Source organism: Vibrio sp. Vf1514 (genome assembly GCF_052076135.1).
GTDB lineage: Bacteria > Pseudomonadota > Gammaproteobacteria > Enterobacterales > Vibrionaceae > Vibrio > Vibrio furnissii.
Genome location: NZ_CP197267.1, coordinates 434,993 through 453,494, shown reverse-complemented (window position 1 = coordinate 453,494; position 18,502 = coordinate 434,993). Strand labels below are relative to the sequence as shown.

Sequence of the window (18,502 nt, the reverse complement as noted above, 5' to 3'; positions counted from 1 at the left end):
ACGCAGCGCATTCGATTTCAGGCAGCGAGAAATATCCGTTGTAAGTGTGAAAAATTATCCCATTGAGGGATCATCGTCGTCACTGAGGGCGTACTGAATTTGATCGAAACTAAAGCCGCGGTACTGCAAAAAACGTACTCGTTTGGCATATTCTTTGTTGTCACGGGTCGCGAGTGAAGAAAACTTTTTTTGCGCAGTCTGTTTGGCCAGTTCAAACCAATCGGCACCTTCCTCGTCGAGCGCCTCAGACACCACATCCGCCGCCACTCGCTTCTGTTGTAATTCCTGACGAATGCGTCGTTCACCATGCCCTTTGGCAACGTGCTGACGAACCTGACTTTGTGCGTAGCGCAAATCATCGAGGTAGCCCTGCTCTTGGCAATACAACACGGCTTGTTCGACATCCGCCACTTCAAACCCTTTAATCAGCAGCTTTTGGTGCAGCTCATACTCCCCATGGTCGCGTCGCGAGAGCAGAAACAGGGCATTTTCTTTACAGGTCATTTTGGGGGCACGTGAATACATGGTGTTTCCATTGATAATCGAATCACAATCTCATAGCAGAGAGTCGGATAGCAAAAAGCCCCGCATGTGCAGGGCTTTATCAATCAGCGTTGAATTAAAACTCTTCTTGTTGTTCTGGAACAGTACCAAACTCTGGCTCTTCCGCAACTTCCACTTGTTCAGGGCTTAGCAGCATCTCACGCAGTTTGCCGTCAATGAACTTTGCCACTTCAGGATTTTCGCGCAGGTATTTGCATGCGTTCGCTTTACCTTGACCAATTTTGTCGCCGTTGTAGCTGTACCAAGCACCTGCTTTTTCGACCAGCTTGTGCTTCACGCCCAGTTCAATCAGCTCACCTTCACGGTTAAAGCCTTGGCCGTACATGATTTGCGTGTTGGCTTCTTTAAACGGTGCTGCAATTTTGTTCTTCACGACTTTGATGCGTGTTTCGTTGCCCACCACTTCATCGCCTTCTTTAATCGAACCCGTACGACGAATGTCCAAACGAACAGAAGCATAGAATTTCAGTGCGTTACCACCAGTTGTGGTTTCTGGGTTACCAAACATCACACCAATCTTCATACGGATTTGGTTGATGAAGATACACATACAGTTTGACTGTTTCAGGTTACCTGTCAGTTTACGCATCGCTTGAGACAGCATACGCGCTTGCAGACCCATGTGGCTGTCGCCCATTTCACCTTCAATCTCCGCTTTTGGCGTCAATGCGGCAACCGAGTCAACCACGATCACGTCAACAGCACCTGAACGCGCCAACGCGTCACAGATTTCCAGCGCTTGCTCACCGGTATCTGGCTGAGACACCAGCAGCTCATCAATTTTCACGCCCAGACGACGAGCGTAAACCGGATCCAGAGCGTGCTCTGCATCGATGAAAGCACAAGTTTTACCTTCGCGTTGCGCCGCTGAAATCAGCTCCAGAGTCAGCGTGGTTTTACCCGACGATTCTGGACCGTAGATTTCCACGATACGGCCCATTGGCAGGCCACCAGCACCCAATGCGATATCCAGAGAAAGTGAACCAGTAGAAATCGTTTCTACGTCCATCGTGCGGTTGTCACCCAAGCGCATGATAGAACCTTTACCGAATTGCTTTTCAATTTGACCCAGGGCCGCGGCCAGAGCCTTCTGTTTGTTCTCGTCCATTACTTTCTCCAGACTGTCACTATCTATTTATGTTTGAGCACCGACAGTGATACGTGAATGCGTAGAAATCGGTTCGACATTTGTTGTCAGATTGCTGCTCATTATACTGTTGATTCATACAGTGTCCACCCCTGTATGGAAAAAAGTTGCCGCAAGCCGATAAACGTCACGCTTCAGCCATTGATAAATGTTTGCTCAACGTCCGCAGTGCATATTCCACCGCGTGTTGACGAACTTGCGCGCGATCGCCAGCGAAACGCTGCGTCTCTACCAGCAACCATCCACGGGTATCGGCCCAAGCAAAACAAACCGTCCCGACCGGTTTTTCTTCGCTGCCACCACCGGGCCCAGCGATGCCGCTGATCGCGACGCCGACCGTGCCCAAAGAGTGCTCAAGTGCGCCCTGCACCATTTCAATCACCACCGGTTCGGACACCGCGCCATATTGCGTTAACGTGGCTGCGCTCACCCCAATCATCTCTTGCTTTGCTTCATTACTGTAGGTCACAAACGCGCGATCAAACCACGCGGAGCTGCCTGCAATATCCGTAATCGCGGTGGCCACACCGCCACCGGTGCATGATTCGGCCGTCACCAGCACTTCATTGGCGGCCTGTAATTGTTCGCCAACCTGCTGACTTAATGTTTGGTGCAATTCCATAACCAAAAACCTCTTTGCGTCTTTTCGCTCGATAGGGATTCACGTATCCTAAGCCGCTATGTCCACAAACAAAAGATGTAACCCGTGACTGCTGAACAAAAACATACGCCAATGATGCAGCAATACCTCAAGCTTAAAGCTGAGAACCCGGAGATTTTGCTGTTTTATCGCATGGGCGATTTTTACGAACTGTTCTATGACGATGCCAAACGCGCATCGCAATTGCTGGATATTTCCCTCACCAAGCGCGGCGCGTCCGCTGGTGAGCCGATTCCGATGGCGGGCGTACCGTTTCATGCGGTCGAAGGCTATTTGGCGAAACTGGTTCAGTTAGGTGAGTCGGTCGCGATTTGCGAACAGATTGGCGATCCAGCCACCAGTAAAGGTCCGGTTGAACGCAAAGTCGTACGCATCGTCACGCCGGGAACTGTCACCGATGAAGCGTTGTTGTCAGAACGGGTGGACAACCTGATTGCCGCGATTTATCACCATGATGGTCGCTTTGGTTACGCGACATTGGATATTACCTCTGGCCGTTTCCAGTTGTGTGAACCGGAATCGGAAGAAGCGATGGCGGCAGAATTGCAACGCACCTCACCGCGCGAATTGCTGTTTCCTGAAGATTTCGAACCGGTGCAACTGATGGCCAGCCGAAAAGGCAACCGCCGCCGCCCGGTGTGGGAATTTGAACTGGATACCGCCAAACAGCAGCTCAATCAGCAGTTCGGCACCCGTGACTTAGTCGGTTTTGGTGTCGAGCAAGCCAAACTCGGCTTATGCGCCGCGGGTTGTTTGATTCAGTACGTGAAAGATACTCAGCGTACTGCCCTGCCACACATTCGTTCACTGACCTTTGATCGCCAAGATCAATCGGTGATTCTGGATGCCGCAACCCGTCGTAACCTCGAGTTGACGCAGAACTTAGCCGGCGGCACCGATAACACGCTGGCCGAAGTGTTGGATCACTGCGCGACCCCGATGGGCAGTCGTATGCTCAAACGCTGGCTGCATCAACCGATGCGCGGTTTAGACACCTTGAATCAGCGCCTCGATGCGATTGGGGAATTAAAACAGCATGCCTTGTTTGCCGAGTTACATCCGGTGCTCAAACAGATTGGCGACATTGAACGCATTCTGGCGCGCCTCGCTCTGCGCTCTGCGCGGCCGCGCGACTTAGCGCGCCTGCGTCATGCGCTGCAGCAACTGCCCGAGCTGGCGGATGTGCTCAGCAGTCTAACACTGCCCTATCTGGGTCAATTGCGCGATGACGCGCAACCGATGGACAACCTGTGTGAACTACTGGAACAGGCAATCAAAGAAAATCCGCCGGTCGTTATCCGTGATGGTGGCGTGATTGCTGATGGCTATAACGCAGAACTAGACGAATGGCGAGATCTGGCCAATGGCGCGACAGAGTACCTCGACAAACTCGAAGCTGACGAACGCGAGCGTCATGGCATCGACACCCTCAAAGTCGGCTACAACGCCGTGCACGGCTTCTATATTCAAGTCAGCCGTGGGCAAAGCCATTTGGTGCCGCCGCATTACGTGCGTCGCCAAACCCTGAAAAATGCCGAGCGCTACATCATTCCGGAATTGAAAGAGCACGAAGACAAAGTGCTCAATTCAAAATCCAAAGCGCTGGCATTGGAAAAACAGCTATGGGAAGCCCTGTTTGATCAGTTACTGCCGCATTTAGAACAGATGCAAAATCTGGCATCTGCCCTGTCGCAGATTGACGTGCTGCAAAATCTGGCCGAACGCGCGGAAAGCCTAGATTACTGCCGTCCAACGCTCAGTGATGAACCGGGGATTCGCATTCAAGCTGGTCGTCATCCAGTGGTCGAGCAAGTGATGAGCGAACCCTTCATTGCCAACCCGATTGAACTGAATCCGCAACGCAAGATGCTGATCATCACCGGTCCAAACATGGGCGGTAAATCAACCTACATGCGTCAAACGGCGTTGATTGCGCTGCTTGCGCACATTGGTTCTTATGTGCCAGCCGAGGCGGCGCAGATTGGTTCGTTGGATCGTATCTTTACGCGTATCGGCGCGTCTGATGATTTGGCCTCGGGTCGTTCTACCTTCATGGTCGAGATGACAGAAACAGCCAACATTCTTCACAACGCCACCGAACGCAGTTTGGTCTTAATGGATGAAATCGGTCGCGGCACCAGCACGTATGATGGCCTGTCATTGGCTTGGGCCAGCGCGGAATGGCTGGCCAAAGAAATTGGAGCCATGACACTGTTTGCCACGCACTATTTCGAGCTGACTGAATTGCCAAATGCCTTACCGCATCTGGCGAATGTTCACCTCGATGCCGTCGAGCACGGCGATAGCATTGCCTTCATGCATGCTGTGCAAGAAGGCGCAGCCAGCAAATCGTACGGCTTAGCCGTTGCGGGGTTAGCCGGCGTGCCAAAAGCGGTGATCAAAAATGCTCGCACCAAGTTAACACAGTTAGAGCAACTGAGCCTGCAACAACCCAGCAGCAAACCCAACACCGTGGACATTGCCAATCAGCTCAGCTTGATCCCTGAACCAAGTGAAGTAGAACAAACCTTGGCCGAGATTGATCCTGACGATCTCACGCCTCGCCAAGCGCTTGAAGCGCTCTACCGTCTGAAAAAGATGCTCTAGTCCGCTTCCCGCATCGATCAAAAAAGGCACTCGATGAGTGCCTTTTTATTTCAATCTATCGGCTGTAATTAGTCGTTTTCCACATTAAACAGCGATTCCATGTTCAAACCCTGTTTCATCAGGATTTCTCTCAGACGGCGCAAGCCTTCCACCTGAATTTGACGCACACGTTCACGGGTCAAATTGATCTCGCGGCCCACTTCTTCCAGTGTTGATGGTTCATACCCTAACAAGCCAAAACGGCGAGCCAGCACTTCTTTCTGTTTCGGATTGAGCTCATCGAGCCAAGCCACCAGCGAATCACGAATATCGTCATCCTGTGTGGAGACTTCAGGGTCGGAATTGTTGATATCAGGGATGATATCGAGCAATGCTTTGTCACCATCGCCGCCAATTGGCGTATCGACGGAGCTAATGCGCTCGTTCAGACGGAGCATTTTGCTGACATCATCCACTGGCTTATCCAGTTCCACGGCAATTTCTTCTGCGGTCGGTTCGTGGTCGAGTTTCTGAGACAGCTCACGCGCAGTACGCAAGTAGATGTTCAGCTCTTTCACCACATGAATTGGTAAACGAATCGTACGAGTCTGGTTCATCAGGGCACGTTCAATGGTCTGACGAATCCACCAGGTAGCATAAGTCGAAAAACGGAAACCGCGTTCTGGGTCGAATTTCTCTACTGCACGAATGAGGCCAAGGTTGCCCTCTTCAATCAGGTCAAGCAGTGCCAAGCCCCGATTGCTATAACGGCGAGAGATTTTGACCACCAGACGTAAGTTGCTCTCGATCATGCGTTTGCGCGCAGCCTCATCACCACGCAAGGCGCGGCGAGCATAGAGCACTTCTTCTTCGGCGGTTAATAAGGGTGAGAAACCAATCTCACTCAGATACATCTGAGTGGCATCAAGGCTTTTCGTGGAAGCATCAAACTCTTCACGAACCTCTTCAGACTGGTCATTATCGTTGGTAGTCAGTTCTTGGTCGGTCGCCGCGTTATTCACGGCTTCTGAATCGAACTCAAACTCTTCGACTTTAGTGGCTGTATTGCTGATACTCATAGCGCCTCCCCTGGCGAGCTAGCAAGACATTACTACTCTGAATGTCACTACATGACTCTTAAACAAGTATGTTTATGGCAAGTAGCGTTTTGGATTCACTGACTTACCTTGATATCGAATTTCAAAGTGCAAGCGAACACTGTTGGTTCCTGAACTGCCCATTGTTGCTATCTTCTGGCCAGCTTTCACACTTTGTCCTTCTTTAACCAGCAACCGATCGTTGTGGGCGTAAGCACTGAGATAGTGATCGTTGTGCTTTATAATGACAAGGTTGCCATAACCCCGTAGTGCATTGCCCGAATACACTACCGTTCCTGCTGCGGTGGAGACAATGGATTGACCTCGCTGTCCTGCAATGTCGATCCCTTTGTTGCCTTGATCCCCCGCAGAGAAGTTCTTAACAACTCTGCCTTGAGTCGGCCATAACCACTTCGCGACTTTATCGTTGGATGGTTTAGGTTTATTTACAGTTTTATTAACATTTTGTTTACTTGAGGCTCCAACATACTCTTTTGCTTTCGATTGATCAATACTCTTTTCTGCCTGTTTTTTGACCACTTTTGGTGCAGTTTTAGTACTTTGGGATGAGGCGGTTGTTTTAGAGCTTTTGCTCACATTTGGCGCAACAACGGGAGGATTGACAGTTTTTACTGCTGTTGAACTTTTGCTGGCCGCAGTTACGACTGGGCCTGCACCGGTACCACCGTAGGCTGGCGGCGTGTATACCGGCGTCCAAAGTTTCAGTTTTTGTCCCGGATGAATCGTGTATGGCGCGGTCAAATTGTTGTAACGAATCAACTCTTTTACATCTTTATCTGTGATGTAAGCGATAAAATAAAGCGTGTCACCGCGCTTTACTTCGTAGTAGCTGCCTCGATAACTGCCGCGCTCAATCGCAGTGTAATCTTTTCTCAATCCCGACACCGGCGCAGGCGTGTTCGCAACGCACCCCATGACGAGGTAGCAGAGTCCCATCACCATCCAATTGCGGAATTGAAAACCATTCATTATGCGAGATCACCTGCCACTAAAGGGACGAAACGCACCATCTCCACCACTTGGGTGACAAATTGATCGCCTTGACGCACGATGTGCAGGAGTTGCTGTTCTTCTTCACCAACCGGGATCACCAAACGGCCCCCTTCAGCCAGTTGTGCCAACAACGCTTGCGGAACCACGGGCGCAGCAGCCGTCACAATGATGGCATCGAACGGCCCTTTGGCCGGCCACCCTTGCCAGCCATCACCATGCTTGGTTGACACATTGTAGATATCCAGTTGCTTGAGACGGCGTTTGGCCTCCCATTGCAACGACTTAATGCGTTCGATGGAGAACACATGATCCACCAATTGCGCCAAGACTGCCGTCTGGTAACCTGAGCCGGTGCCCACTTCCAGCACTCGGCTGTCGCGTTTGAGCGCCAGCATTTGCGTCATTTTAGCCACAATGTAAGGCTGTGAGATGGTCTGCCCTTGTCCGATCGGCAACGCATTGTTGTCGTAGGCTTGATGCATCATCGCCTGAGCGACAAATGCTTCTCTCGGAAGAGCATGAATTGCGGCCAGTACGCTCTGATCACGGATCCCGTGCTCAGTGAGTAATTGAATCAGTCTGTCCGCCTTCGGGTTAGCCATCGGCACCTTCCTTTAACCAGAGATTCATCGCGCCCAATGACTCGTGTGCCGTTAAATCCACCTGCATCGGCGTGATCGAGACATAACCGTGCTCGACCGCATGAAAATCGGTGCCTTCACCCGCATCCTGTTCTTTCCCCGGAGGGCCAAGCCAATAGATGTCATGACCCCGCGGATCTTTCTGTTTGATCATGCTCTCAGCATGATGACGTGCACCAAGGCGTGTCACTTGATGGCCTTTGAGTTGATCAAAAGGCAGATCCGGAATGTTTACGTTAATCAGACGGTTGGTTGGAATCGGAGCAGAAAGATGTTGCAGCACCAGCTGACGGGCAATTTTTCCCGCAGTGGCAAAATGATGTTTTCCAACCAAGGAAAACGCAATTGACTGAACGCCCAAGAAATGGCCTTCCATCGCCGCCGCGACAGTGCCCGAATACAGCACGTCATCGCCCAAATTGGCGCCGTGATTGATGCCACTAAGCACCAGATCCGGTAAGTCATCTTTGAGCAGCTCATTGAGGGCAAAATGAACGCAATCGGTCGGCGTGCCTTGCACAGAATAGGTATTCGGCTCAATACGCGTGACGCGCAGCGGCTGCTCTAACGTTAAAGAGTTTGACGCCCCTGAACGGTTGCGGTCCGGCGCTACAATAATGATTTCGGCCAAGTCGGACAAGGCGTACGCCAGCGCGCGAATGCCTTCGGCATACACGCCATCATCGTTACTCAGCAAGATTCTTAGCTTGTTCTCACTCATACACACGCTCTACTGGAATTTCTTCGATCAATTCACGCACAATCGAGGTCGCAAAGCTGCCCGCGTCCAACGCAAAGCGCAGCGTGATCTGATCGCCATCGACGTCCCAACTCAGATCCTGCGGCATTAACGACACCGCGCGGCGGTCATGACGCATGCGATTCCCGCGAATCAGCGCCATCAGATCGGGTTCTGCATCTAACTGAGGTTGCTCCAGTGCCAGCGCCTCGTTTTGCGTCGGCAGCGCATTGTCACCCGCCAGAGCCGCTGAAATCACCGCTTCACCCTGTTGCAGTTTGGCGTTCCACTCTGCCAGTTGATCTGCTGCCACCAACACCTGTTCTTTGCCCACCAGCGCCACATCACCGTCAATAAAACGGTAGAAACACGCCGCTTCAATACGTGCAGACACGATATGATTGAAGATCCACGAACGGGCGCTCGACAGATACAAACTGCGTTGGTTTTGATTACGACTGCGAACATTGTCGCGTCCCCAGCGGCGCGCTTCCGTCACGTTGTTGCCTTCACGGCCAAAGCGTTGATTACCAAAATAATTGGGCACACCTTGCTCGGCGACCACCGCTAATCGACGCAGCACATCGTCCATGTCGGTGACTTCCGATAAAACCACTTCAAAGCGATTACCACGCAGATCGCCCGGACGCAGCTTTTTGTTGTGACGCTGCATTTCCAGCACTTCAATGCTTGGGTATTGCGCCAAAAACATGCTCAGATTGGGAAATTTCCCCTGCGGCATGTGCACGCTCAGCCACTGTTCGGTCACCGCGTGGCGATCTTTCAGGCCAGCCCAACTGACATCTTTTGATTTCACGCCGCACGCTTTGGCCAATTCGTTGGCCACAAAACTGGTGTTTTCGCCGGTTTTACGAATCCGCACCATCACGTGTTCGCCGTCACCGCTAAAACGGTACCCCAAATCTTCAACGACTTTAAAATGTTCTGGTTTGGCCTTAATTTTGGCCTTTGCTGTTGGTTTACCACATAAATAAGCCAACGAAGATAAAAGATCTGTCATTTTTTATTCCGATAAGTGAAAGCAGTGACAATCAAGCCTTCACGAGTAATACGACAGCTTCACACGCGATGCCTTCTTTGCGGCCGGTGAAACCAAGACGTTCGGTGGTGGTTGCTTTGACGTTGACGTTGCCCAGATCCGTTTCAAGATCGTCAGCAATCGCAGCGCACATCGCTTCAATGTGCGGGGCCATTTTTGGGGCCTGCGCCATGATGGTCACATCGGCATTGCCAAGACGGTAGCCCTGCGCTTTCACGCGGCGATAAACATCTTTGAGCAACTCGCGGCTGTCAGCACCTTTCCACTTGTCATCAGTGTCCGGGAAGTGACGGCCAATATCGCCGGCGGCAATCGCGCCCAGCAGTGCATCGCTCAATGCATGCAGCGCCACATCCCCATCAGAATGGGCAATCAGCCCCTGTTCGTAAGGAACGGCGACGCCCCCAATGATCACCGGACCTTCTCCGCCAAATTTGTGTACGTCAAAACCGTGGCCAATTCGAATCATGTTCAGTCCTTGTGGTTACTTAGATCATCTTGTTGCTTAGATCATCTTATTACTTAATCATATTGTCACTGAAATCACTGCGACTTAAATAGAACTCGGCCAATGCGAGATCTTCTGGTTGGGTAATTTTAATATTGTCCGCGCGCCCAGCGACTAAAGCCGGATTGAGCCCCAACCACTCAAAAGCCGACGCTTCGTCTGTGATCACCGCTTGGGCATCGAGTGCTTGCGTCAGCGCCTGTTGTAGCGGCTGCGCGCGAAACATTTGCGGCGTTAACGCATGCCACAAGGCCACGCGATCCACCGTGTGTTCAATGTTTTGCTGCCCATCGGCACGCTTCATGGTGTCACGCACTGGTGCCGCCAAAATCGCGCCCACAGCATGCGCTTGCGCCGTGGCCATCAGTTGGTTAATGTCGGCATGTTTCACGCAAGGACGGGCGGCATCGTGTACCATCACCCACTCGCTGAGCTGATGCTGACACACATAGTCCAGCGCAGACAGCACCGAATCAGCGCGCTCTTTGCCACCGGAAACTCGAATCACACGGGGGTGATTCGCCAGTGTCAGCGACTCAAAGTAAGGGTCACTGTCGCTGACAGCCACGACCACTTGGCCCACGTCAGGATGGCGCAGCAACGCTTCGACGGTGTGCTCCAGCACGGTGTGACCATGCAGGATTAAATATTGCTTGGGGCGGTCGGCCTGCATACGGCTGCCGACGCCAGCGGCTGGCACAATCGCGGTAATCTTTGCGGTCATGGACGGTTTTCCTCACCAATGATGCGATAGAAGGTTTCCCCCTCTTTCACCATACCCAGTTCGTGTCGGGCACGCTCTTCAATGGCATCCAGCCCCTGACGTAGGTCGTCAATCTCTGCGAACATTTCCTGATTACGCAGATGCAGGTTGCTATTCACCTGCTCTTGAACCTGAATTTCGCTCGACACCGCGCGATAATCAGCAATGCCGTTTTTCCCCATCCACAGATCATATTGTAGTAAGGCAAACAGCAGCGTCAGTGCCACCGCAAATACTCGCATAACCGTCTCTCTCGTGAAGTGAAACTATGCCGCACAAGGGCGGCATAAGATGAGATTCATTGTTAACAAACGTTCACCACTTATACCACACCCCCGAATCTCAGGCGAGTCAGCACAAGGGAGAAGCGCTTACTGACTGAGCAGAAACGCAAACAGACCCGCGCCCAGCAGCAGACGATAAATCACAAACGGGGTCATTCCCATGCGGGAAATCAGCTTCAGGAAGAAGAAAATACAGATATAAGCACTGACGAACGACGTCACGACACCTGTCAGTAGGAATCCGGTATGCACCGGCTCGCCACTGGTCACCAGTTTCAAACCTAAGTAGCCACCCGCCAGCATAATGATCGGAATCGACATCAGAAATGAAAAACGCGCCGCCGCTTCCCGGGTAAACCCTAAGTACAGCGCTGCGGTCATGGTTGCGCCAGAACGTGACGTACCGGGAATGATCGCCATGGCTTGCGCCACCCCGATGAACAGGGCTTTTTTCCAACCGGCCTGATATTCATCGTCAACCAATGATGCGTGCTTATCGACGTACCACAGCAATAGACCAAACACGATGGTGGTGGTTGCAATCACCCAAGCGCTGCGCAAATAGACTTCGACAATGTCTTTCATGAGGAAGCCAAATACACAAGCCGGAATGGTGGCCAGCACAATCAGCCAAGCCAGCTTCGCTTCTTTGCTGCGATCCCCTTGAAAGATTGAGCCGAAAAATGCCCGCAGCAATGACACCACTTCACGGCGGAAGTAAATCACAACCGCCGCCAATGTGCCGACGTGTACCGCGACATCAAACGCAAGCCCCTGATCCGCCCAGCCGAAAATAGCCGAGGGTAAAATCAGGTGTGCAGAACTGGAAATAGGAAGGAATTCGGTAAAGCCCTGAATTAAAGCCAAAATGAACGATTCGAAATAACTCATTGTTTTCTCGTTGATTAGTTAAGAGCAAACCACAGTTCGACGGGCTTTAATGCCTCTAATCCCTGGGCTTGTTGCCATACATGTTGAATGGTGTCCTGTGTGCCGGGAATACAACGTTCTGGGCACAGTTCATACAACGGTTGAATCACAAAAGGATAATGGTAGATATCCGGCCGTGGCAGCACCGGCGCGGTGGCTGAAATCGTGTCCCCAAACAGGATGATGTCCAGATCCAGCGTGCGATCCTGAAACTTCTTCGCCTGGCTGTCCCGCCCCCAACGCAATTCAATGTCGCGCAGAGTTAGAGCCAATTCCGCCAAGCTAAGTTCCGTCTTCATTTCAACCACGAGGTTATAAAACGCATGGCTGTCAAAGCCCACCGACTCACATTCGTAAATAGTCGACAAACGCAAATCACGACCGATGCGGCGCAATTCGCCCACGGCGGCTTCAATGTGTTGATGACGTTGTAGATTTGAACCGATACCCACATACGTGGTGATCATGCGTTTCCTCGCTCAATGATCACACCCACCCCTTTCGCTTGCGCGACGGCACCGGGTTTGGTGAGACGAATACGAATCCAAGGCACAGAAAAGCGTGTCATGATGAGCTGTGCCACTTCTTCGGCCACACGCTCAACCAACAGAAAACGACCTGTTTCGATGTGTTCAATCACCGCCTGACTCACTTGGGCGTAGTCCAGCGCATCCGCCACATCATCACTTTTACCGGCAGGCTGATTGTCGTGTGCCATTTCCAGATCCAGCACCAGCTTCTGCTTAATTTCCTGCTCCCAGTCGTAAACACCAATCGTCGTGATCACTTCCAGTTGTTCGATAAAAACTTTATCCATAGTTCTATTGCATCCTTTTTACAGGTCGGATACCCAAATTGAGTAAAAAAACGTACTATCTTAGCGAATCGCGATATCATATACCCAAACCACCTCAAGATGCGAAATCCGAACAGAATTTTTACTTTTGAGCTTGGTTTACAAAGACTTGTGAGCCGTCGCTTAGGTAAAACACCACGTTGAGGCAATTATGACGCCATTGGCACTCATTATGATCATTTCCGCTTACCTGTTGGGGTCCATCTCCAGCGCGGTGTTGATCTGCCGTGTCATGGGATTGCCGGATCCACGCGCTGTCGGTTCACACAACCCCGGTGCCACCAACGTGCTGCGCATCGGCGGAAAGAAAACCGCGATAGCCGTGCTGTTGTGCGACATGCTCAAAGGCACCATTCCGGTCTGGAGCGCTTATTTCCTCGGCATTGATTCACTGCTACTCGGCATCATCGCCATTGCGGCCTGCTTGGGTCACATGTACCCACTATTTTTCCATTTTAAAGGCGGCAAAGGCGTCGCCACGGCCTTGGGTGCCATCGCACCAATCGGGCTCGACCTCACACTGATGATCATGCTCACTTGGTTGGTGGTCGCTGTGATCTTTCGTTATTCCTCACTGGCCGCCTTGGTCACTGTGTTATTGGCGCCGTTTTATACCTGGATGGTCAAACCGCAATACACGTTGCCCGTCGCAATGCTGTGCTGCCTGATTGTGCTGCGCCATCATCAAAATATTAAGCGCCTATTTGCCGGCACCGAACCCAAGGTGGGCGAGAAGAAGCCGAGCGGCCTCGATTAACTCTCGCTTTCGCTTGAGTAGAGATTCTGCACAATAAAAAAGGCCTAACGGCCTTTTTTACGTTTAGCGTTACGCCTGCACCTTGGCCAAGAAACGCGTCAGCATGTCTGTCACAAATTGCGGTTGTTCCAAGTTACTGATGTGGCCAGCCTCTGGCACCACCACCAACTCACTGCCCGTAATGCTGTCGTGCATTAAGTACGATTCCAGAACCGGACGCGGCGCATCTTCAGCTCCGACCGCCACCAAAACCGGCAAAGCAAACTTTTCCACCACATCTTCCATCAGATCGCGGCGATCAAACACCATGCGCCCAATGCGTGCCACTTCGACCGCTTGGGTGCCGCGAAGCGCTGCCAAACGGCTTCGGAATGACTGCACCAACGCTGGCGTTTTCTGAGCGGCTTCGCGCGCAAAAAACATCGGCGTGACCACCTCGACCAAAGGTTCCGGCACGGCTTGCAATTGGCTGATGGTATCGAGGATCTGGAAGTACTTGGCGTGCGTCACTTCCGGCTCCAAGCCAATGAAGGTATCCATCATCACCAACGCTTTCACGCGTTGCGGCGCCAAATCGACTAACTCTGCGCCCCACATGCCGCCAACCGACAGCCCCACAACCGAGAACGTTTCGATATCCAAATGATCCATCAACGCCAACACGTGCTGCGCGTAATCAGTCAGATTGCGCATCGCCGCTGGCGCGGCATCCGATTCACCGTGTGCCCACATATCGGGCACAATGCAGCGGTACTGCTGACTGAGCGCGGCCACTTGTGGCGCCCACATGGTGCTGTCCCATAAATAGCTGTGACCCAAGACGATGACGTCCCCCTGACCCACATCCTGATAGCGCATTTGCTGCCCGTCGACGTTAAACGTGTGCATGCTTCTTTTCCTGTCATCAAATTTGGCGCGACTATACCACTGCCTTCGGCATCATCAGCTCTGAGCAGATGGACCACTGGCGCCTAATCGCTTGATTCACTGATATAAAAACGGCCGCCTAAGCGACCGTCGTTCCCAATTAATTGTTGATCGGCGTGAGCTGATCAATCGGCCAGCGCGGACGTGCTTCCAAGCTCAAATCCGTCACATCGCCGTTTTTCAGACGTTGCATACCAGCATAGGCGATCATTGCACCGTTGTCGGTACAAAATTCGGTGCGCGGGTAGTAAACGTCACCACCCACTTTCTGAGCCAATTTGCCCAAATCTGCACGCAACTGTTTATTGGCACTCACGCCACCGGCAATCACAATGCGCTTCATGCCCGTCTGTTCCAGCGCACGACGACACTTGATCACCAAGGTGTCACACACCGCTTCTTGGAACGCATAAGCGATATCGGCGCGCGTCTGCTCATCATCACCGTTGGCGGCAATGGTGTTCGCCGTGAACGTTTTCAGGCCAGAGAAGCTCATGTCCAAACCCGGGCGATCCGTCATCGGACGCGGGAACTTAAAGCGACCCGGCGTGCCTTTTTCCGCCAAACGCGCCAACAGTGGACCACCTGGGTAATCCAACCCCATCAGTTTCGCCGTTTTGTCGAATGCTTCACCCGCCGCATCGTCAATCGATTCACCCAGAATGTGGTATTGGCCAATGCCGTTCACTTCCACCATCATGGAGTGGCCGCCAGACACCAGCACAGCCACAAACGGAAATGGCGGCGGATTGTCTTCCAGCATCGGTGCCAGCAAGTGGCCTTCCATGTGGTGTACAGGCACTGCCGGCACATTCCACGCATAAGCCAAGCTGCGGCCAATGGTTGCGCCAACCAGCAACGCGCCCACAAGCCCCGGGCCTGCGGTGTAAGCCACACCATCAATGTCCGCAGGGGTTAAATTCGCGTCGGCCATTGCCGCTTTAATCAGAGGAATTGTTTTTTTGACATGATCGCGCGAAGCCAGTTCTGGCACCACACCACCGTAATCTGCATGAAGTTTGATCTGACTGTAGAGTTGATGCGACAGCAATCCTTTCTCATCGTCGTAAATCGCTACACCTGTCTCGTCACAAGAGGTTTCAATACCAATAATGCGCATAGTTTTCTCAGCACGCTGTCATCTAGAATTCGAAATTGGCGTCATGTTACCTCGGCTTGGCTTTACAAACAAATTTTGTACAGACTGTAAGCGACAAAGTACTTTACAAAGCCGTAGCTATCGGATTAAAATTCGGCACCATTTTTGATCAAGCTGGTTACGACTAAACAAATCATTGTTTTGGTCACACAATACCAGCGTTAACGAATTAACCCCTGAGGTGAAAGGCATATGCCAGTAGTTAAAGTACGTGAAAACGAACCGTTCGACGTTGCACTACGTCGTTTTAAGCGCTCTTGCGAAAAAGCAGGTATCCTTTCTGAAGTGCGTCGTCGTGAGCACTACGAAAAACCAACTACAGTTCGCAAACGCGCTAAAGCAGCAGCTCAAAAGCGTCACGCTAAGAAGCTTGCTCGCGAAAACGCTCGTCGCGTTCGCCTGTACTAATAACTAATTCCTAACTAAGGAATACGTTATGGCTCTAATTGACACTCTCAAAGAAGAGCAAAAATTAGCGATGAAAGCCAAGGACAAACCGCGCCTTGGCACAATTCGTTTAGCCCTTTCAGCCATTAAGCAACGTGAAGTTGACGAACAGATTACTCTGAGCGATGACGACATTCTTGCTGTGCTGACCAAAATGGTTAAACAACGTCGCGATTCTGTTACGCAGTACGAAGCAGCAAACCGTCAGGATCTTGCTGATGCGGAAAAAGCAGAAATCACGGTTCTTGAGGAATTTATGCCTCAACCACTGAGTGAAGACGAAGTAGCAGCGCTGATTGACAGTGCGATTGCGGAAGCTGAACCAGCGGGCATGCAAGACATGGGTAAAGTGATGGCGCTATTGAAACCGCAAATTCAAGGGCGTGCAGATATGGGTAAAGTTAGCGGTTTAGTTCGCGCTAAACTCGCTTAACCCCACACCCAATTGCATCAAGCCGTGCTATCCTCTGGAACGCACGGCTTGTTTGTATCTGTACTCTGCCCGAACGCGAGTACGTTTCTTTGAATTTCAGTTCTTTCTTTTAGGTTTTATGGCAGGACAAATCCCTCGTAGTTTTATTGATGACCTCCTGGCTCGGCTTGATATCGTCGACATCATTGACGCACGTGTAAAACTTAAAAAAAAGGGTAAAAACTACAGCGCCTGTTGCCCGTTCCACAACGAAAAAACCCCCTCTTTCAGCGTCAGCCAAGAGAAACAGTTTTATCACTGTTTTGGGTGTGGAGTGCACGGTAACGCCATCGATTTCATGATGGAATATGAGCGTCTGGAGTTCCCTGAAGCCATTGAAGAGCTTGCGTCATTCCTTGGCCTTGATGTGCCTCGTGAAGAACGCAGCAACGGCGGTTTCAACAAGAATACACCGCGCGCCAACAGCGAAGAAAAACGTAACCTGTACGATTTAATGGGCAGCATCGCCCAGTTCTATCGCCAACAGTTGAAAGTCTCCTCGAACCGCGATGCGATTGAGTACCTCAAAAACCGTGGCTTATCGGGTGAAATCGTTCAGAAGTTCGGCATTGGTTACGTGGCTGACGAATGGGATTTGGTGCGTAAAAACTTTGGTCAGAGCCGCCACAACCAAGACATGTTGGTGTCGGGTGGCATGCTGATCGAAAACGACAACGGCAATCGCTACGATCGTTTTCGTGGCCGAGTGATGTTCCCAATTCGCGATCGTCGTGGCCGCGTGATTGGCTTTGGCGGCCGCGTGCTGGGTGACGGTACACCGAAGTACCTGAACTCGCCAGAAACCCCCATCTTCCACAAAGGTAAAGAGCTGTACGGCCTTTACGAAGTGTTGCAAGCCTACCGTGAACCACCCCAGATTTTGGTGGTCGAAGGCTATATGGATGTGGTGGCGCTGGCGCAATACGGCATTGACTACTCCGTGGCATCACTGGGAACATCAACCACAGGCGATCACCTGCAGTTACTGTTTCGTCAAACCAACACCGTGGTGTGTTGTTACGATGGTGACCGCGCAGGTCGAGAAGCGGCTTGGCGCGCCTTAGAAAACGCGTTGAGCTACTTAAAAAGTGGCAACATCCTGAAATTCCTGTTTTTGCCCGATGGCGAAGACCCAGACAGCTACGTGCGTAAGTACGGGAAAGAAGCGTTTGAACAGCAAATGCACGAGGCAGAGCCGTTATCGAAATACCTCTTCTCCAACCTGCTGTCACAAGTTAACGTCGGCAATAACGAAGGGAAAGCGGCACTAGAAGCAATGGCACTGCCCCTGATCAACAAGATTCCAGACGAATCCTTACAAGATCAGTTGTTGAAAATCCTCGAACAGAAAACCGGTATTTACAAAAAACCGAGTTTGCCGAGCGATGCCAAGAGTCGGCCACAGCCGCACAAAGAAATTAAACGCACACCAATGCGAGAAGTTATCGCTTTGCTTCTGCAGAATCCGAGCTATGCTGATATGGTACCTGACCTTACCAGCGTTAAGGGGTTGGCGATTCCGGGGCTGAGTTTGTTGGTCGAGGTCCTTGAAAATTGCCGACAATATCCCCATATCTCAACAGGCCAATTACTTGAACATTGGCGCAACAGTAAAAATGAGGCACTTCTGTCTCGTCTGGCAAGCTGGGAAATCCCCCTTGTCGAAGACAACCAAGAAGAACTATTTTTAGACTCATTGGACAAAATTCTTGCCCAGTGCGTAGAGAAACAAATTGAAAACTTGCAGGCTAAAGAAAGAAGCGTCGGTTTATCAGCCGAGGAAAAAAGGGAGCTAGTAGCGTTAATGCTAGAATTAAAAGCGTAACCCAGTTTAAATAGTCAGCAACGAATAAATTTGTTAATATACGTGGTTTGCATTTCGCATACTAT

The 18,502-nt window shown here is 51.4% G+C and carries 21 protein-coding genes; 5 read left to right on the top strand and 16 right to left on the bottom strand.

Annotation, left to right across the window (positions count from 1 at the left end; genetic code table 11):
* Positions 1 to 54: 54 nt before the first annotated feature.
* The 3 genes from recX to pncC form a co-directional block, all read right to left on the bottom strand.
* Positions 55 to 525 carry a recombination regulator RecX gene (recX, locus tag ACS18Q_RS02170; protein WP_208549375.1) on the bottom strand — a complete coding sequence of 157 codons (471 nt, stop codon included), beginning with the start codon at positions 523 to 525 and terminating at the stop codon, positions 55 to 57.
* 94 nt (positions 526 to 619) lie between these two features.
* Entirely contained in the window at positions 620 to 1,672 is a 1,053-nt protein-coding gene (recA, locus tag ACS18Q_RS02165) for a recombinase RecA (protein ID WP_004723845.1), read from the bottom strand.
* Positions 1,673 to 1,838: 166 nt separating this feature from the next.
* Entirely contained in the window at positions 1,839 to 2,333 is a 495-nt protein-coding gene (pncC, locus tag ACS18Q_RS02160; RefSeq protein ID WP_004723843.1) for a nicotinamide-nucleotide amidase, read from the bottom strand.
* An 84-nt stretch (positions 2,334 to 2,417) separates the two neighbouring features.
* Here pncC and mutS point away from each other — a divergent pair, with 84 nt between their 5' ends.
* Positions 2,418 to 4,979, top strand: a complete 2,562-nt coding sequence (mutS, locus tag ACS18Q_RS02155; protein ID WP_004723840.1) for a DNA mismatch repair protein MutS — start codon at positions 2,418 to 2,420, stop codon at positions 4,977 to 4,979.
* 68 nt (positions 4,980 to 5,047) lie between these two features.
* Here the strand turns inward: mutS and rpoS are convergent, their stop codons facing one another.
* The 11 genes from rpoS to folB form a co-directional block, all read right to left on the bottom strand.
* Complete coding sequence (rpoS, locus tag ACS18Q_RS02150; protein ID WP_004723838.1) at positions 5,048 to 6,037, bottom strand: RNA polymerase sigma factor RpoS; 990 nt, start codon at positions 6,035 to 6,037, stop codon at positions 5,048 to 5,050.
* 72 nt (positions 6,038 to 6,109) lie between these two features.
* Complete coding sequence (gene nlpD, locus ACS18Q_RS02145) at positions 6,110 to 7,045, bottom strand: murein hydrolase activator NlpD (RefSeq protein ID WP_441257323.1); 936 nt, start codon at positions 7,043 to 7,045, stop codon at positions 6,110 to 6,112.
* Positions 7,045 to 7,671 carry a protein-L-isoaspartate(D-aspartate) O-methyltransferase gene (locus ACS18Q_RS02140; RefSeq protein ID WP_014205779.1) on the bottom strand — a complete coding sequence of 209 codons (627 nt, stop codon included), beginning with the start codon at positions 7,669 to 7,671 and terminating at the stop codon, positions 7,045 to 7,047. Before ACS18Q_RS02140 ends, nlpD begins: the two co-directional genes overlap by 1 nt.
* The gene (surE, locus tag ACS18Q_RS02135; protein WP_004723832.1) at positions 7,664 to 8,431 is read right to left on the bottom strand and encodes a 5'/3'-nucleotidase SurE; all 768 of its coding nucleotides are present in this window, start codon (positions 8,429 to 8,431) and stop codon (positions 7,664 to 7,666) included. The genes ACS18Q_RS02140 and surE overlap by 8 nt, the downstream gene beginning before the upstream one ends.
* Positions 8,424 to 9,470, bottom strand: coding sequence for a tRNA pseudouridine(13) synthase TruD (gene truD, locus ACS18Q_RS02130; RefSeq protein WP_004723830.1), 1,047 nt, complete (start codon positions 9,468 to 9,470; stop codon positions 8,424 to 8,426). Before truD ends, surE begins: the two co-directional genes overlap by 8 nt.
* Before the next feature lie 31 nt (positions 9,471 to 9,501).
* On the bottom strand, positions 9,502 to 9,978 hold the full coding sequence (gene ispF / locus ACS18Q_RS02125; RefSeq protein WP_004723827.1) for a 2-C-methyl-D-erythritol 2,4-cyclodiphosphate synthase: 477 nt from the start codon (positions 9,976 to 9,978) through the stop codon (positions 9,502 to 9,504).
* A gap of 49 nt (positions 9,979 to 10,027) precedes the next feature.
* On the bottom strand, positions 10,028 to 10,741 hold the full coding sequence (ispD, locus tag ACS18Q_RS02120) for a 2-C-methyl-D-erythritol 4-phosphate cytidylyltransferase (RefSeq protein ID WP_441257322.1): 714 nt from the start codon (positions 10,739 to 10,741) through the stop codon (positions 10,028 to 10,030).
* Entirely contained in the window at positions 10,738 to 11,022 is a 285-nt protein-coding gene (gene ftsB, locus ACS18Q_RS02115) for a cell division protein FtsB (RefSeq protein WP_004723824.1), read from the bottom strand. Before ftsB ends, ispD begins: the two co-directional genes overlap by 4 nt.
* Before the next feature lie 129 nt (positions 11,023 to 11,151).
* Positions 11,152 to 11,955: an undecaprenyl-diphosphate phosphatase gene (locus ACS18Q_RS02110; protein WP_014205781.1), complete on the bottom strand. Its 804-nt coding sequence runs from the start codon at positions 11,953 to 11,955 to the stop codon at positions 11,152 to 11,154.
* 14 nt (positions 11,956 to 11,969) lie between these two features.
* On the bottom strand, positions 11,970 to 12,461 hold the full coding sequence (gene folK / locus ACS18Q_RS02105) for a 2-amino-4-hydroxy-6-hydroxymethyldihydropteridine diphosphokinase (protein ID WP_014205782.1): 492 nt from the start codon (positions 12,459 to 12,461) through the stop codon (positions 11,970 to 11,972).
* The gene (gene folB, locus ACS18Q_RS02100; protein ID WP_004723818.1) at positions 12,458 to 12,811 is read right to left on the bottom strand and encodes a bifunctional dihydroneopterin aldolase/7,8-dihydroneopterin epimerase; all 354 of its coding nucleotides are present in this window, start codon (positions 12,809 to 12,811) and stop codon (positions 12,458 to 12,460) included. The genes folK and folB overlap by 4 nt, the downstream gene beginning before the upstream one ends.
* A gap of 190 nt (positions 12,812 to 13,001) precedes the next feature.
* Between folB and plsY the strand changes: the two genes are divergently transcribed.
* Complete coding sequence (plsY, locus tag ACS18Q_RS02095) at positions 13,002 to 13,607, top strand: glycerol-3-phosphate 1-O-acyltransferase PlsY (protein ID WP_014205783.1); 606 nt, start codon at positions 13,002 to 13,004, stop codon at positions 13,605 to 13,607.
* Between the two features lie 69 nt (positions 13,608 to 13,676).
* Here plsY and ACS18Q_RS02090 read toward each other — a convergent pair whose 3' ends face one another.
* Both ACS18Q_RS02090 and tsaD read right to left on the bottom strand, forming a co-directional pair.
* Positions 13,677 to 14,495 carry an alpha/beta fold hydrolase gene (locus tag ACS18Q_RS02090; protein WP_154180754.1) on the bottom strand — a complete coding sequence of 273 codons (819 nt, stop codon included), beginning with the start codon at positions 14,493 to 14,495 and terminating at the stop codon, positions 13,677 to 13,679.
* A gap of 139 nt (positions 14,496 to 14,634) precedes the next feature.
* Positions 14,635 to 15,654, bottom strand: a complete 1,020-nt coding sequence (gene tsaD / locus ACS18Q_RS02085) for a tRNA (adenosine(37)-N6)-threonylcarbamoyltransferase complex transferase subunit TsaD (RefSeq protein WP_014205785.1) — start codon at positions 15,652 to 15,654, stop codon at positions 14,635 to 14,637.
* A 231-nt stretch (positions 15,655 to 15,885) separates the two neighbouring features.
* Here tsaD and rpsU point away from each other — a divergent pair, with 231 nt between their 5' ends.
* The 3 genes from rpsU (at position 15,886) to dnaG (ending at position 18,437) form a co-directional block, all read left to right on the top strand.
* Positions 15,886 to 16,101, top strand: a complete 216-nt coding sequence (gene rpsU, locus ACS18Q_RS02080; RefSeq protein WP_001145625.1) for a 30S ribosomal protein S21 — start codon at positions 15,886 to 15,888, stop codon at positions 16,099 to 16,101.
* Positions 16,102 to 16,129: 28 nt separating this feature from the next.
* A complete protein-coding gene (locus tag ACS18Q_RS02075; protein WP_014205786.1) occupies positions 16,130 to 16,573 on the top strand; it encodes a GatB/YqeY domain-containing protein in 444 nt (147 codons plus the stop codon).
* Positions 16,574 to 16,691: 118 nt separating this feature from the next.
* Positions 16,692 to 18,437 carry a DNA primase gene (gene dnaG / locus ACS18Q_RS02070; protein WP_004724206.1) on the top strand — a complete coding sequence of 582 codons (1,746 nt, stop codon included), beginning with the start codon at positions 16,692 to 16,694 and terminating at the stop codon, positions 18,435 to 18,437.
* Positions 18,438 to 18,502: the final 65 nt, after the last annotated feature.

Excerpts from the sequence above, each read along its gene's own strand:
- recX (WP_208549375.1), bottom strand. The coding sequence starts at position 525 with ATGTATTCACGTGCCCCCAAAATGACCTGTAAAGAAAATGCCCTGTTT.
- recA (WP_004723845.1), bottom strand. The coding sequence starts at position 1,672 with ATGGACGAGAACAAACAGAAGGCTCTGGCCGCGGCCCTGGGTCAAATT.
- pncC (WP_004723843.1), bottom strand. The coding sequence starts at position 2,333 with ATGGAATTGCACCAAACATTAAGTCAGCAGGTTGGCGAACAATTACAG.
- rpoS (WP_004723838.1), bottom strand. The coding sequence starts at position 6,037 with ATGAGTATCAGCAATACAGCCACTAAAGTCGAAGAGTTTGAGTTCGAT.
- nlpD (WP_441257323.1), bottom strand. The coding sequence starts at position 7,045 with ATGAATGGTTTTCAATTCCGCAATTGGATGGTGATGGGACTCTGCTAC.
- ACS18Q_RS02140 (WP_014205779.1), bottom strand. The coding sequence starts at position 7,671 with ATGGCTAACCCGAAGGCGGACAGACTGATTCAATTACTCACTGAGCAC.
- surE (WP_004723832.1), bottom strand. The coding sequence starts at position 8,431 with ATGAGTGAGAACAAGCTAAGAATCTTGCTGAGTAACGATGATGGCGTG.
- truD (WP_004723830.1), bottom strand. The coding sequence starts at position 9,470 with ATGACAGATCTTTTATCTTCGTTGGCTTATTTATGTGGTAAACCAACA.
- ispF (WP_004723827.1), bottom strand. The coding sequence starts at position 9,978 with ATGATTCGAATTGGCCACGGTTTTGACGTACACAAATTTGGCGGAGAA.
- ispD (WP_441257322.1), bottom strand. The coding sequence starts at position 10,741 with ATGACCGCAAAGATTACCGCGATTGTGCCAGCCGCTGGCGTCGGCAGC.
- ftsB (WP_004723824.1), bottom strand. The coding sequence starts at position 11,022 with ATGCGAGTATTTGCGGTGGCACTGACGCTGCTGTTTGCCTTACTACAA.
- ACS18Q_RS02110 (WP_014205781.1), bottom strand. The coding sequence starts at position 11,955 with ATGAGTTATTTCGAATCGTTCATTTTGGCTTTAATTCAGGGCTTTACC.
- folK (WP_014205782.1), bottom strand. The coding sequence starts at position 12,461 with ATGATCACCACGTATGTGGGTATCGGTTCAAATCTACAACGTCATCAA.
- folB (WP_004723818.1), bottom strand. The coding sequence starts at position 12,811 with ATGGATAAAGTTTTTATCGAACAACTGGAAGTGATCACGACGATTGGT.
- plsY (WP_014205783.1), top strand. The coding sequence starts at position 13,002 with ATGACGCCATTGGCACTCATTATGATCATTTCCGCTTACCTGTTGGGG.
- ACS18Q_RS02090 (WP_154180754.1), bottom strand. The coding sequence starts at position 14,495 with ATGCACACGTTTAACGTCGACGGGCAGCAAATGCGCTATCAGGATGTG.
- tsaD (WP_014205785.1), bottom strand. The coding sequence starts at position 15,654 with ATGCGCATTATTGGTATTGAAACCTCTTGTGACGAGACAGGTGTAGCG.
- rpsU (WP_001145625.1), top strand. The coding sequence starts at position 15,886 with ATGCCAGTAGTTAAAGTACGTGAAAACGAACCGTTCGACGTTGCACTA.
- ACS18Q_RS02075 (WP_014205786.1), top strand. The coding sequence starts at position 16,130 with ATGGCTCTAATTGACACTCTCAAAGAAGAGCAAAAATTAGCGATGAAA.
- dnaG (WP_004724206.1), top strand. The coding sequence starts at position 16,692 with ATGGCAGGACAAATCCCTCGTAGTTTTATTGATGACCTCCTGGCTCGG.